Origin of the sequence: Bacillus inaquosorum, assembly GCF_023238325.1 — a bacterium.
Taxonomy (GTDB): Bacteria; Bacillota; Bacilli; order Bacillales; family Bacillaceae; genus Bacillus; species Bacillus inaquosorum.
This window is the reverse complement of record NZ_CP096592.1, coordinates 225,231-239,538: the sequence shown is the minus strand read 5'-3', so window position 1 is coordinate 239,538 and position 14,308 is coordinate 225,231. Positions and strand designations below refer to the sequence as shown.

At 44.5% G+C, this 14,308-nt stretch carries 13 protein-coding genes and 1 pseudogene; 8 read left to right on the top strand and 6 right to left on the bottom strand.

Annotated features, from left to right (window positions below):
- The first annotated feature begins 196 nt into the window (after positions 1 to 196).
- The 4 genes and pseudogenes from M1M80_RS01325 (at position 197) to M1M80_RS01310 (ending at position 2,875) form a co-directional block, all read left to right on the top strand.
- Positions 197 to 1,024 carry an AraC family ligand binding domain-containing protein gene (locus M1M80_RS01325; RefSeq protein ID WP_019257343.1) on the top strand — a complete coding sequence of 276 codons (828 nt, stop codon included), beginning with the start codon at positions 197 to 199 and terminating at the stop codon, positions 1,022 to 1,024.
- Positions 1,021 to 1,941, top strand: coding sequence for a DMT family transporter (locus M1M80_RS01320; protein ID WP_060397838.1), 921 nt, complete (start codon positions 1,021 to 1,023; stop codon positions 1,939 to 1,941). Before M1M80_RS01325 ends, M1M80_RS01320 begins: the two co-directional genes overlap by 4 nt.
- 23 nt (positions 1,942 to 1,964) lie before the next feature.
- Positions 1,965 to 2,380, top strand: a pseudogene (locus tag M1M80_RS01315) (glycoside hydrolase domain-containing protein); the annotation flags it as partial.
- 69 nt (positions 2,381 to 2,449) lie between these two features.
- Complete coding sequence (locus M1M80_RS01310; RefSeq protein WP_060397836.1) at positions 2,450 to 2,875, top strand: hypothetical protein; 426 nt, start codon at positions 2,450 to 2,452, stop codon at positions 2,873 to 2,875.
- A 33-nt stretch (positions 2,876 to 2,908) separates the two neighbouring features.
- On the opposite strand, the gene M1M80_RS01305 is transcribed toward M1M80_RS01310, so the two are convergent.
- The 3 genes from M1M80_RS01305 to M1M80_RS01295 form a co-directional block, all read right to left on the bottom strand.
- On the bottom strand, positions 2,909 to 4,162 hold the full coding sequence (locus tag M1M80_RS01305; RefSeq protein WP_060397835.1) for an MFS transporter: 1,254 nt from the start codon (positions 4,160 to 4,162) through the stop codon (positions 2,909 to 2,911).
- Positions 4,159 to 5,076 (bottom strand): bifunctional helix-turn-helix transcriptional regulator/GNAT family N-acetyltransferase, encoded by a 918-nt coding sequence (locus tag M1M80_RS01300; protein WP_080428955.1) that lies wholly within the window; start codon positions 5,074 to 5,076, stop codon positions 4,159 to 4,161. Before M1M80_RS01300 ends, M1M80_RS01305 begins: the two co-directional genes overlap by 4 nt.
- Positions 5,077 to 5,167: 91 nt before the next feature.
- Complete coding sequence (locus tag M1M80_RS01295) at positions 5,168 to 5,416, bottom strand: YbeF family protein (protein WP_003241403.1); 249 nt, start codon at positions 5,414 to 5,416, stop codon at positions 5,168 to 5,170.
- 283 nt (positions 5,417 to 5,699) lie between these two features.
- Here M1M80_RS01295 and glpT point away from each other — a divergent pair, with 283 nt between their 5' ends.
- Positions 5,700 to 7,034, top strand: a complete 1,335-nt coding sequence (gene glpT, locus M1M80_RS01290) for a glycerol-3-phosphate transporter (RefSeq protein ID WP_003241404.1) — start codon at positions 5,700 to 5,702, stop codon at positions 7,032 to 7,034.
- 98 nt (positions 7,035 to 7,132) lie between these two features.
- Positions 7,133 to 8,023, top strand: coding sequence for a glycerophosphodiester phosphodiesterase (locus M1M80_RS01285; protein WP_060397833.1), 891 nt, complete (start codon positions 7,133 to 7,135; stop codon positions 8,021 to 8,023).
- A 24-nt stretch (positions 8,024 to 8,047) separates the two neighbouring features.
- Here the strand turns inward: M1M80_RS01285 and M1M80_RS01280 are convergent, their stop codons facing one another.
- Positions 8,048 to 9,676 carry a Na/Pi cotransporter family protein gene (locus tag M1M80_RS01280; protein ID WP_019257333.1) on the bottom strand — a complete coding sequence of 543 codons (1,629 nt, stop codon included), beginning with the start codon at positions 9,674 to 9,676 and terminating at the stop codon, positions 8,048 to 8,050.
- A 212-nt stretch (positions 9,677 to 9,888) separates the two neighbouring features.
- Positions 9,889 to 11,508, bottom strand: coding sequence for an APC family permease (locus M1M80_RS01275; RefSeq protein WP_019257332.1), 1,620 nt, complete (start codon positions 11,506 to 11,508; stop codon positions 9,889 to 9,891).
- Positions 11,509 to 11,776: 268 nt separating this feature from the next.
- Between M1M80_RS01275 and M1M80_RS01270 the strand changes: the two genes are divergently transcribed.
- Positions 11,777 to 12,037 (top strand): hypothetical protein, encoded by a 261-nt coding sequence (locus M1M80_RS01270; RefSeq protein WP_003241409.1) that lies wholly within the window; start codon positions 11,777 to 11,779, stop codon positions 12,035 to 12,037.
- Between the two features lie 40 nt (positions 12,038 to 12,077).
- Here the strand turns inward: M1M80_RS01270 and cypC are convergent, their stop codons facing one another.
- The gene (gene cypC, locus M1M80_RS01265; protein WP_060397832.1) at positions 12,078 to 13,331 is read right to left on the bottom strand and encodes a CYP152 family fatty-acid peroxygenase CypC; all 1,254 of its coding nucleotides are present in this window, start codon (positions 13,329 to 13,331) and stop codon (positions 12,078 to 12,080) included.
- A gap of 172 nt (positions 13,332 to 13,503) precedes the next feature.
- Between cypC and blaOXA the strand changes: the two genes are divergently transcribed.
- Positions 13,504 to 14,307: a class D beta-lactamase gene (blaOXA, locus tag M1M80_RS01260; RefSeq protein ID WP_060397831.1), complete on the top strand. Its 804-nt coding sequence runs from the start codon at positions 13,504 to 13,506 to the stop codon at positions 14,305 to 14,307.
- Position 14,308: the final 1 nt, after the last annotated feature.

Below are 14,308 nucleotides of genomic sequence, written 5' to 3'. Positions count from 1 at the left end.
GTATCTTGAGCAAAAAATATTCACAAGTGTTGTGCAGATAAAGTTATTATTGAAGAATAAAAATCTTTACATTCTTAATCGAAAGCAGACCAATCACGGTCTGCTTTCTCTATTCCAAACAGCAACATCATACAAGAAATCCCCAAAAATCATGCTACACTTAACCCAAGACCACCACACCGACAGGAGGCATCCCATGCAAAACGAAACCCGAACACTGCAACTTGACCCGCATCTTCATATAGAAGCCTACCGCTTCAAGGGGATTATGCAAAAATTCCCGAACCACTTCCACGATTATTATGTGATTGGCTTTATTGAAAAAGGACAGCGGTATCTGGCCTGCCAAGATCAAGAATATATCATCAATCCAGGTGATCTTCTCCTCTTTAACCCCCGTGACACGCATAGCTGTGAGCAGATTGACGGGCGGACGCTTGATTATCGGTGTATCAATGTGATGCCCGATGTCATGGAGAAGGCGGTCGAAGAGATTACGGGCGCCGGGCATCTCCCTTATTTCTCCCAGCATGTGTTATTCCGCCACGAGCTGACATCCAGCCTGCAGGAATTGCACATTCTGATTTCCGAGGAAAAGCAGGCTTTGCGCAAGGAGGAGCTGTTTCTTCATTTACTGGAAGAGCTGATCCGCCGTTATTCAGACGTCACGTTCCTCAACAGCATTCCGGAACCATCCGACGAAGTCAAAATGGTTTGCGGATTTCTAGAAAAACATTACGCTGAGAACGTTACGCTCAATGATTTGAGTGAATTAACAGGATGGAGCAAATATCATTTATTGCGTTCATTTACAAAACAAAAAGGAATTACGCCTAATAGCTACCTGGAGACAATCCGGATTAATCAAGCGAAAAAACTCCTTGAACAAGGGGTAAGACCGATCGATGCGGCATTTCAGACAGGATTCAGCGATCAAAGCCATATGACGAAGTTTTTCAAACGGCAGGTGGGGCTGACGCCGAAGCAATACATGAAGATTTTTGAAAAGGAGCTTCAAAGATGAGCACACAAAGAGAAACGGCCGGGCATACCGCAGCCATTGTGACCATTCTGATTTGGGGGACGACCTTTATTTCGACAAAGGTGCTGCTGGCTGATTTTACGCCAATGGAAATATTATTTTACCGGTTTTTGATGGGCTTTATTGCTCTTATTCTCGTACGTCCCAAAATGATTCCATTCAAAAACTGGCGGCATGAGCTGTTATTTGCCGGGGCAGGTTTATTTGGCGTAACACTTTACTTTTTATTAGAAAATATAGCCCTTACGTATACATACGCTTCAAATGTCGGCATGATTGTGTCCATTATCCCGATGATTACTGCTGTACTGGCTCACTTTCTGCTTGAAGGCGAAAAATTGCGGCTGACTTTTTTCATTGGATTTGGGGCAGCACTGATCGGGCTTTTATTGATTACGTTCAACGGCAATGTCGTACTGCGTCTGAATCCGTTCGGAGACATCATGGCAGTCGGTGCCGCTCTCGTGTTTGGAGGCTACTCGATTTTTATGAAAAAATTAAGCGCGTACGATTATCACATCATCGAGCTGACACAGAGAGTGTTTTTCTACGGTTTGTTGTTTATGGTTCCCGCTTTATTTTTGTTCGACTTCCATTTTGACCTGAGCCGATTTTCATCCGCTTCAAATGTACTCAACATGCTCTTCCTCGGCATCGGCGCTTCCGCCCTGTGCTTCGCCACATGGAATTACTCAGTCGGTGTGCTCGGAGCCGTCAAATCCAGCGCGTATATTTACATGGTCCCGGTCATCACAATCGCCGCTTCCATCCTGATCCTGCACGAAAACATGACATGGATCGCTCTTCTGGGAGGTGCGCTTACACTTTTAGGCCTCTACATTTCAGAGCTGAAACCGAAGGCGAAGCTGATGGAGAACGGATGTAAAATGGATGCTTAACGTTGTCTATTTCACGGGTTTATGGGCAGACACAAACCTCTCTCACTGCGTCACAAATTGACTCTTACCAAAACCTTTTAAACAGTCTCAGCTTATCAGCACGCAATGGTTATTTGGAGGTTTATGTAAATTCAACCACTCTATCGTTAAATATTCAAGTTAAAAATTTTTACCCCTTATATTCCAGTAGGTGACAGTGCCAGATGGACTTACAACTACAATTACGTTTAAAATAAAACAGAAGCACTTTGCTTTACCAGATACTGAGGAAGTATACTCTCCAGATTGGGAATCTACTCTTACTGATATTTCTTTTGGAGTGGCTACTGTATTAGGAGTTGTTGTCTTGATAACAGCTATACCTGAATCCTTAGCAGTAGGAGGAACCGTAGCTTTTATTAGTGCGTTTTTAGCTTTATTCCCTTCTGCGAATAAATAATATACCAGCACTACATGGGTTATTTATATCACATCTCATGTAGTGCTTTACTTTTAAGGAGGATACTGGATGATTCTAAATCAACAAACATTTAAAGAGACCGTAAAAACAGCCGAAACAATTACACAGTACAAGGAAAATGATAAAGAAATCCTGGCTTTTCTAACCAAACAGGATTCTATCATGCTGAATCAGCTAAAAGTATTCTTTAGCGAGCCCCAGCTGACTCTTATACATAGTATAAAAACAGTAGTCTACGGCACATTAGTTACTCTATTTTTATATTTTACAACGAATGAATTACCCCATGCAGGGAGTTTACTTGCTAGATTATTTTTTGTTGTTGTCGGGTTTATCTGGCTTGCCTCTTGTTTTAAAAACGCAAAAGCCATTCAAATCTCCCAAAACTTCAAACAAAAATCCGAAAACACCCGCATTGTCGGAATGATTGACTTCGTATTAGAACAAAAATACAAAAAAAGCATCTCTGAATAATCCCAACATCAGAGATGCTCCTTCTTCCTCTCTTCACACCTTCTCCACCACAGCCGCACTGTCACGTGTGACCGACGCGGGCTCCCTCAGCATCGCATTCATCACGCTCGCCAGCACGAGCATCCCAATCGACAAATAAAAAGCCAGTGTATACTCACCCGTTACAGTATAGATGACGCCGGGCACATATGCGCCGAGTGCTGAGCCGATTTGATGGGCGAGTGACAGCCAGCCGATCATGAGGCCGATCGAGTAGTTTTGAAAGTACTGGGTGGCGAGCATTTGAGTCGGTGCTACCGTTGCGAAGTCCACTAATCCAAACAAAATGGCAAAGGCTAACAGCAAGTAGGGCTCGTGGCTGTAAATCAGAATCACGATCGACAGCGCGCGCACCGCATATAAAAAGCACAGGATTTTCCGGCTGCTCCACCGGTCAGCTACAATTCCGGACAGTAAGATGCCAGCGATATTAAAGCCGGCGAGCAGACTGACAGCTGCACTTGTGACTGTCGTTGAAAAGCCGTGATCATGAGAAAACGGAATCAAATGGGTATCCATCAGCCCAACGGTCGTAAATCCGCAAATCAAAAACGGCAAAATCAAAAACCAGAATTGTCTCATGCGAAACATCCCGGTCACTGAAACAGCTGGTGTTTTGGATGCTGTTTCTTTTTCCGCTTCAGCCAGCCCGCCTATTGGCTCTGCATTCTTTTCTGAAGGATTGTTCCGCAGCATCAGCAGTGCAGCCGGAAAGACAATCACCATTAACAACAACCCCAACACTACAACCGTCAGCTTCCAGCTAAACCAATGGATCAGCATGAGTGAGCCGGGAACGAGAAGCATCTGCCCCGCGCCAAAGCCTGCTTCCATGATCCCAAAGGCTAGTCCCCGCTTTTTGCTGAACCAATTGACGACCAATACACTTGCAGCCACATTCGACGCTCCGCCAACGCCAAGCGAGACACCCAGCCCATAAAGCAGAAACAGCTGCCAAGGCGAAGTGACAAAGTATGTTAAGAAAATGCTGACTCCTGTCAGTAACGCACTCCATGACAAAACTGCCCGAGCACCCCATTTGTCCACAAGCCGCCCGATCACAGGCTGTGATATGCCATAAACAATAAAACTCAGCGTAGAAATCAGCGAGATGGTGCCTCTATCCATTGAAAACTGCCGTTCCCATGGCTCCACAAATGCACCAAACGACAGACGCACGCCCTGAACGGCCAATAAGATCAAAAAGGTGACGGAAACGATGATCCAAGCATAGTGCAGTCTTTTCATGACAGCTCCAGATCCCACCGTTCTTCTGTCAGACGCTGTCCCCATAATGGCGCTTCTTTTTTCACTTCACTTACCCTGAATCCAAATTTTTCGTAGAGCGGACGAGCCTCAGCCATGGTGCTCACCGTCCAAAGGAAAATGCGTTCAAACTTCATGTCTCGGCAGTATGCAAGTAGATGCTCCATCAATTGAGTGCCGAGCCCTCTGCCTCGAAAAGCGGCATCAACGAGGAACCATCTGAGCTGCACTGTCTGTTCATCATGTTTGACCAACCCGACACAGCCGGCAAATTTCCCGCCGCTTTCCGCGATCCATATGTTTTCGATTTCCGCATCAAATGTCTCATGAAGATAAGCTAAAAACGTGTCGTCCCAGCCATGAGCCTCCGCATAAAAGTGTCTCTGTTTTTCGATGAGAAGCTGAAGATCATCCGAAAGAAAATAATCTCTAATCGATATGTCTGGCGTTCTGGAAGAAAGCGACTGTGAAAGGATCGCTTCAATCTCTGCCATCGCTTCCGCAAGCTTGTGCTGGTCCTTTTGGTCAATTTCATTCAGCATCAGTTCCACTTGTTCGTTGGCTTTCTCCTCCAGCTTTTTATAAATCGTTTTCCCCGTTTCCGTGACATAAATATAATGGTGGCGGGCGTCATCTTTGCTCCTTTGTTTATAGATCAAATTTTCTTTTTCAAACTGTTTCAAAATCCTGCTGACATATCCCCGGTCAAGCCCAAGCTTATCCTGAAGGGCTTTTGCGGTACAATGAGGCGTATTATAAATTTCAAATAAAATCCTTGTTTCTGTTAAGGAAAACGGGCTGTCGTAAATGTGCTCATTAAGGAAGCCAAGAACATTTGTGTAGAATCGATTGAACTTTCTGAATTTTAATCCGACAGTTGATTCGCTGGTTTTCAAACTCATCCCCACTTTCTTATATCGTTGATTAAGTCAATTATAATCAAATATAGTTGCCATAGTCAACGATATGTTAGAAAGTGGGGCATTTTCATTTTCCTGAAGCTTTTCTTTTCCTGATCACAATCAATGTGATATAGGATAAAGCCAGCGAAACCAAGCTATAGACAACAACCCACCCTAAAAATGATTCGTTAAAAATGGTAAAAGTGAGCACTAACGAAATGAGCAGACTAAGCATTGGCATGAGATACACGTTTTTACAAACACAAGTCCCGGCAACCGATATCAATATAATCCCTAACGGTAAAATACCGAATGCAATATCTAATTCATCCACCTGCAACAGCCTCCCTCCAAATTTTTATGCTGCCTGCAAAAAAACATAACCGCAATAATTAAGAAGAATTTTAAAATCCAATTAGAAAATTACCCGTTTACAATCACTCCGGACTATGATAATTTAAGAAAGCGCTATCACGATAAGTTAATAGCTTGGATGGAGATGAGGAGAGCCAGGAATCAATCCCCTTTTTAACAAGGGGTGTTTTCTGGCTCTTTTTATTTTTCAGAAAGGAGGCACACCACACATCCAGCACATACAGCAAAGGGGGATGATTTTGATGTTTCATATATTTAAACCGGCTCCTCATATTGAGAGACTGGATGATTCAAAGACGGATGCGGCTTATAAAAGACTAAGGCTGCAAGTATTCATTGGTATTTTCATCGGCTACGCAGGCTACTACCTGCTGCGGAAAAACTTTGCCTTTGCCATTCCTTATCTGCAGGAACAGGGGTTTTCAAAAACAGAACTGGGCTTAGTGCTGGCCGCTGTGTCGATTGCGTACGGATTCAGCAAATTTATTATGGGCATGGTGTCTGATCGCTGTAACCCAAGGTATTTTCTCGCGACAGGCTTATTTTTATCAGCAATTGTTAATATCCTTTTCGTTTCAATGCCTTGGGTGACTTCGAGCGTCACCATCATGTTTATCTTTATGTTTATCAACGGATGGTTTCAAGGAATGGGCTGGCCGCCATGCGGAAGGACGATGGCCCATTGGTTTTCCATTAGTGAACGCGGCACCAAAATGTCGATCTGGAATGTCGCCCATAACATAGGCGGCGGAATTCTCGCACCGCTTGTCACTCTTGGCATCGCGATGTTCGTGACTTGGAAAAGCGTGTTTTTCTTCCCTGCCATCATTGCCATTATCATTTCATTTTTGATTGTTTTATTGGTGCGCGATACACCTCAATCTTGCGGACTTCCGCCAATTGAAGAGTATCGGAATGACTACCCAAAACACGCTTTTAAAAATCAGGAAAAAGAATTAACAACAAAAGAAATTCTTTTTCAATATGTACTGAACAATAAATTTCTTTGGTACATCGCGTTTGCCAATGTATTTGTTTATTTCGTGCGGTACGGCGTGGTTGACTGGGCGCCTACTTACTTAACAGAAGCCAAAGGCTTTTCTCCTGAAGACTCGCGCTGGTCGTATTTTCTTTACGAATACGCCGGCATACCGGGAACAATCTTGTGCGGATGGATCAGTGACCGATTCTTCAAAAGCCGCCGGGCACCGGCAGGCGTTTTGTTTATGGCGGGCGTTTTCATTGCCGTATTGGTGTACTGGCTGAATCCGGCCGGCAATCCGCTGGTAGACAACATCGCCCTGATCAGCATTGGCTTCTTAATCTACGGACCTGTTATGCTGATCGGCCTGCAAGCGATTGATCTCGCGCCCAAAAAAGCAGCCGGAACTGCAGCCGGTTTGACCGGATTTTTCGGATACATCGGCGGATCGGCCTTTGCCAACGCCATTATGGGCTTTGTCGTTGACCGGTTTGATTGGAACGGCGGCTTTATTATGCTGATCTCTTCCTGCATTCTTGCTATCGTCTTTTTAGCTATGACGTGGAATACAGGAAAACGGGCTGAGCACGTTTAAGAAAGAAACATAAAAGATTAATAGTTTTCCAACACGCCGTTTACATCTGTTTTTTAATATGAAAGACAGGTACTGCCTATCTATAAGGAGGAGAAATCATGCGAAAAAATAGAATACTGGCCCTGGTTCTTCTGTCGCTGGGCTTACTCTCATTTATGGTAACACCAGTGTCGGCAGCGTCAAAAGGAAACCTGCTGTCACCTGACCGTATCCTGACGGTTGCGCACAGAGGGGCTTCCGGATATGTGCCTGAGCACACGATCCTGTCTTACGAAACCGCTCAGAAAATGAAAGCAGACTATATTGAACTGGATCTGCAAATGACAAAAGACGGCAAATTGATTGTCATGCATGATGAAAAACTGGACCGCACCACAAACGGAACGGGCTGGGTGAAAGACCATACGCTTGCAGACATTAAGAAACTTGACGCAGGTTCTTGGTTTAATGAAGCCTATCCGGAAAAAGCAAAGCGGAAGTACGCCGGCCTTAAAGTTCCTACATTAGACGAAGTATTAAACCGTTTCGGAAAACACGCGAACTACTACATTGAAACAAAATCGCCTGACACCTACCCAGGCATGGAAGAAAAACTGATCGCTTCTTTACAGAAACATAAATTACTAGGCAAACATGCTAAGCCCGGCCAAGTGATCATTCAATCGTTCAGCAAAGAAAGTCTGGTAAAAATCCATCAATTACAGCCAAACCTGCCAACTGTTCAATTGCTGGAAGCCAAACAAATGGCGTCAATGACAGATGCTGACCTGGAAGAAATCAAAACATACGCTGTCGGTGCGGGTCCGGATTATAAAGCACTGAATGCTGAAAACGTCAGCATTATCCGCAGCCACGGCCTACTGCTTCACCCTTACACAGTCAATACAGAAGCAGATATGCGCCGCCTGCTTGACTGGGGAGTGACAGGAGTGTTCACAAATTACCCTGATGTCTTCCAGCACGTTAAAAAAGACTACAAAAAAGCTTAGAATCCTAGGATTCTAAGCTTTTTCTTATTGATTTTCACCAATAACCGCTTCAGCAATATTCACCGCATGATCTCCGATACGCTCCAGGTTGCTGATCATATCAACAAAGACGATGCCTGCTTGTCCAGTGCACAGCCCTTCATTCAGACGGATAATATGCTTTTTGCGAAGCTTCCGTTCCATTTTGTCAATATCATCTTCTTTTTCAATGACTTGTTCAGCTATCTTCACATCATTGTGGTGCAATGCTTCCATAGACGCCTTCACAGTAGAAATCGTCAAATCCATCATTTCTGTTAAATCCGCCATGGCAGATTCAGTGATAACCACACGATGCGCCTGCTGATATTCAATCAGTTCAATCACATTTTCGAAGTGGTCGCCGATTCTTTCAATGTCTCTGACGGTGTCCATCAGCATATGGTGCTCCTCAGACTCGTGCTCTGAGAGAGAACTTGAAGAAAGCTCGATCAAATAATCGGTAATTTTCCGGTCAAGATTGTTAACCGCATCCTCTATCTGATAAGCATTCGCCGCGTATTTTGTCTGTTTTGTCACTAAAAACTGTTTTGTAACCTCCAGCCCCTGCACCGCAAAGTTCCCCATTTGCAGCACTTCTTCTTTTGCTTGTCCGAGAGCAATAGATGGAGATTGCTCGATAAAAATCGGATCAAGGTGTGACTTGTATTCCACCATTGAATCCTTGCCCGGAATCAGCTTTGTTACGATCAAAGCCAATAACCCGACAAAAGGAAGCTGTATAATCGTATTGGTTGTATTAAAGATTCCGTGTGCGAAAGCAATCGTCATTTTCGGATCAAGCCCCATCGAAGTCTGAAGCGATAAGATTAGTGCGGTAAACGGTTTAAGCAAAATCAGGAAAATCGCTGTTCCGATAAGGTTAAACAGCACATGAGTAGCCGCGGCACGTCTCGCTGCAACAGATGCGCCAAGAGACGCAAGCACCGCTGTGATCGTCGTCCCGATATTATCCCCGAATAACACCGGCAGCGCGCCGTTAATATCAATCAGCCCATCTGAAAATAAACCTTGCAGGATACCAATCGTGGCACTGGAACTTTGCACGAGAACCGTAAACAAAGTCCCAATGACAACACCCAGAACCGGATTGGTGCTCATACTAACAGTTAAATCATGAAAGGCCTCAAGTGAACGGAGCGGTTTCATGCCGCCGCTCATTAGCTCCAGCCCATAAAACAATGCTCCGAACCCAAACACAATCTGGCCCGCATTCTGCACATTTTTATGCTTAAAGAAAAACAGTAAAAATCCGCCGACAGCAATAATCGGCAATGCATAGGCCCCTATGTCAATTCCGATAATAAACGCAGTAACCGTTGTTCCAATATTGGCTCCCATAATGACGCCAATGGCCTGGCGAAGCGTCATAAAGCCCGCACTGACAAGCCCTACAGTGATAACCGTTGTTCCGGAACTGCTCTGAATCAAAACCGTCACAATGATCCCTGCCAATACACCCATCAGTGGATTGCTTGTAAAACGGTCTAAAATATTTCTTAATCTATCTCCAGCCGATTTCTGAAGTCCGTCTCCCATGAACTTAATCCCAATCAGGAAAATACCAAGACCCCCGAGAAACTCAAACAGTAATGTTTGTACATCAATCGCCAACGCTTTCACCTCTGTCTCGACATATTCAGCAAAACTCCCTACGATTATGTTTCAAGTTCATATGATTGTAAATGAATCCCCGGACAAATTTACACTAACTTAACAATGGGCCTTTTAAGTCCAAACCACATTTACATTGGTGTAACATTTCGCGCCGACAATGACCAAATCGGCACAAAAAAACCTTGCGCCCACAGCGCAAGGTTTTTCATTTATTCTTTTCCAGCAGCAGCTTCTGACTGTCCGTTAAACAGCTGAGAATTAATCTCTTTCGCATCCTTTAAGTATTCTGTTTGGTAGCCGCTCTTCAGCGCCCACACATAGAATACAAGTGATACAACCGCAATCAGAACCATATCCCAGCCGTAATGAATGACATTCAGCCCGCCGAATTTATCACTGCCCAAATAAGATATAATCATCATGACCAGCAGATAAAACACCATCCAGACGCCGGCCTTAAAGTTTTGGCCAAACCCTTTCCATTTCGCCTTCGCCTGATAATAGAAATAAATTGGAAGACCGATCAGGATGATAAACAGAACCTGTCCTGTTAACGGCCAGCGTGCCCAATACAGCACCAGCGACGCAAAGATAAACCCAAGCGGCGCAATCACGCTTAAGCCTTTTAAACGAAGAGGCCTGTACAGGTCTTTCCCCGTCCGTCTCAAAGTCATTACTGTAATCGGGCCGGTGATATACGAAATTAACGTGGCGACAGAAATAATTTCCGCTAACACGCCCCACCCTCTAAACAGGAACAAAAAGATGAACGAAACAATCAAGTTAAAAAACATCGCTTGGCGCGGAACGCCGTAAATCGGATGAAGCTTCCCGAATATACTCGGCATGTATTTGTTTTTCTCCATTCCGTAAATCATGCGGGACGTTGTCGCAGTATACGTAATCCCTGTGCCAGACGGTGACACAAACGCATCCGCATACAACACAATGACAAGCCAGTTAATATTCAGCGCAATCGCCAAATCAGCAAAAGGAGAATTAAAATTCAGATGGCTCCAGCCGTGAGCGATATCAGAAGGATTCACCGCTCCGATGAAGGCTACCTGCAGCAGTACATAAATCACGGTCGCAACGATTAGGGAGCCAACAACCGCAATCGGAATCGATCTTCCCGGATTTTTCGCTTCACCCGCCATATTGATCGGACTTTGGAAACCGTTAAATGCAAAGACGATACCGGAAGTTGCAACAGCCGTCAGCACACTCGCCCAGCCATTCGGCGCAATACTTTGACCGGCCGTAAAGTTTTCTCCGTGAAACCCAACAAACAGCAAAGCTCCAATCGTCAGGCCTGGAATAATAATTTTAAAAATCGTAATGAATGAATTCGCTTTGGAAAATAGATTGACTGTCCAGTAGTTCAGCAGAAAATAAATGAGAAGCAATACAGAGGCAAATGCGAGTCCTTCCCCAGTCAGCGTTCCATTCTTCACCAAACCGCTTGTCCATTTCGCCCATTCCCAAGGCCACGAGCTCATATATTGAACAGAGGCCACCGCTTCAACCGGAATAACGGACACAATCGCAATCCAGTTGGCCCAGCCTGCGATAAATCCAATAAACGAACCGTGTGAATATTGCGTATATTTTACCATTCCCCCGGCTTCAGGGAACATAGAACCTAATTCACTGTAAGAAAGAGCAATAAATAAAATAACGACCATTCCAATAATCCATGAAATAATAGCAGCTGGTCCTGCTATTTGGGCCGCACGCCAAGCCCCAAACAGCCAGCCTGAACCGATCATCGATCCGAGCCCGACCATCATGAGGGAAAACGTTCCCATTCTTCGATGCAATTGATTCATATCGTAAACACCTTTCATGTATGATGACATTATCTCGCTAATTATATTATTATTCTGATTACTTTACTTTGTCAATATTTATCGAATTGTGGCTAAAAGTAATAATAAGTCAATGTATATTACCTTCCAATACAGGAATGAAGTCACTAGTTTCTTTCTAAATGGAATTTACTGCAAATATTAATAATAAAAACACAATAGGTTTAGCCATAAGCAAAACGGGAATGATACAGGAAACACTACTCTTACAATAGAAAGGAGTATTACCATGAAACAAAAGCTGTTACTTTCAGGTCTCGCTGTTTCAACCGTCGGCATCACTTCTTATCTATTAAAAGACCCGTCAAATCGCCAAAAGGCAAGAGAATTCATTCACAGCATGAAAATGAAAATGACCAAACAGCCAGACATGGACACGTTCCCAGTCGATAAAGCAGGACACCCGCACCCGGAAGATATCGAAGACAACAAAATGGTATCAGAAGGCTCCATGTACCCCGTCCAATACTACGATGAAAAAAAGAAGTAAACAAAGAAGCTCTCTTCATAAAGAAGGGAGCTTTTTTGATTTAACTCTTCCGTCTAATGCCGCTCATCACAAAACCGCTTTCAGGCAATGACGGCATTCTGGCAAGACTGTAATGCAGCGATTGTTCCGGCACGTCGTATTCAATCTGATTGACGAGAAAATCCAGGCTCGCTTTCATGACTTCAATTGTAATGCCTTCCCCTGGACAGCGATGGCCTTTCTCGGCGTGCCCCCCGCCTTGAGGAATCAAATCAAACGGATTTTCCTCCCGCTCCGCAAATCGCTCCGGCCGAAATTCTTCAGGATGATCCCATAACCGAGGATCGTGATTCGTTCCATAAACATCAAGCAGTACCGATGTGCCCTTCTTAAACTCACAGTTATTCCATTCAAAGTCCTTTTTGACAAGCGCCCCTACAAACGGGCCAAACGGATAATATCTGCGGACCTCCTGCACAAACATTTCTCTTTCCCGGCTGCTTCCAGACCGCAGCCATTCCTTATACTTCGGATGTTCATGAAGCGCCAAAGCTGAAAACACAAGAAAGTAAGAAATAGCAACAATAGGCCTCAGTACATTCATCAGCTCAATGGCTGCCATTCGGGAATCCAGCTGGCTTCCATCTTCTTGTGTGTGAAAAGCCATCTCATGCAGTGCTGTTCCGGCAGATGTTTTCAGCAAGCCGGCACGAACATCTTCAATCATTCTTTCAATCCACTCTTCCGCACGCGGCCTTGCTCTTCTTCCCTTCCAATGCCGCGGCCCCACAGCACCGAACGCGTCAACCATATCAATGAAGTCATCTGCTCGCTCTTTGACTTCTGTTTCCTTCAGCGGAACACCTGCCCAATAGCACGCAACCCGGCATAGAATTTCTTTTGCTTCTTCAAATAACACAACCTGATCTGCCTTCTCCCATCTCGTGACTGCCGCTTCCCACTCCTCTGTCATCAGCTCAGCCAGCCGCTTTTGATGCTGCGGAGTCATTAATGACAGAAAAAGCATCTTCCGATGAATATGTGCGCCGCCATCCATCGTCTGAATCGCATTGACGCCAAACAGCGTTTTCTGTACCCGTTTCGGCAAAGCGTTCTGCCGCTGAAACCGCTCCGTATCATAAAACACCTTCGCCGCCTCAGCTCCTGTCATGCAAATAAAGGTTTTTCCCAATAAACGAGCCTGAAACAGATCTGATTGGTAGCGCTCTGTTCTGTTTTTAATAAACAAATATCCTTCCTGCATCAGCGTCAGGCTGTTATCGAGACTTTTGTCATGTGGAATCTGCTCATTCATTCGCTTACCCTGCCTTCCTTTTTACCCTCTTTTTACACGTTATCTTACGAGAATAAACCCAATAACAGTATTTGTTTACGGAATCAAATTTAAGCGCTTTTTGAGCACTTTTTAAAGGAAGAAAAGAAGAAATAGAGAAAAGGTAGTTGATCAAAACAAAGGGGAGAACAAAATGAAGAAATGGATATATGTTGTGCTTGTGCTGAGTATTGCAGGGATCGGCGGCTTTTCCGTCCACGCAGCAACGTCTGCCTATGAAAAACACCTGAATGTCAGCCGAATGAATGTCGATGACGAATTCAAGGATACGGATGGAACCTTCATTCTTCACGATGTGCAAAAGGATAAGACCTTTGTCTACAACAGAGAACGGGCAAACAAAAGACAAACCCCGCAGTCCACCTTTAAGGTCGTGAACGCCTTAATCGGTTTGCAGGTACAAGCTGTTCGGGATGAATACGATGTCAAACGGTGGGACGGGGTCAAGCGCGAATTCGAATCATGGAACCGCGACCATACGCTAGGATCGGCGATACGTGAATCCGCAATCTGGTATTACCAGGCATTAGCGAGAGATATCGGCGAGGAAAGAATGAAAACATGGCTTCATACTCTGTCATACGGCAACGAAGATATCAGCGGGGGAATCGACCAGTTTTGGCTGCAAAGCTCTCTGACAATATCTCCGTTGGAACAAGAAGCCTTTTTGGAGAAATTTTTTAAAGAGGAGCTTCCATTTGACAAATCGGTGATGAAAACCGTCAAGCGCATGATGATTCAAGAGGAAGGAGATCACTACACGCTCTACGGAAAAACCGGAACCCGCCTGACAGACATGGGATTAGGCTGGTTTGTCGGATTCATCAAAACAGAGCATGGCTCTTATATTTTTGTCACCAATGTTGATGATTCCGGCACAAAAGCCAAAAACATCACAGTGGATATCCTGAAAAAGTATGGCCTGATCACATCCTAAA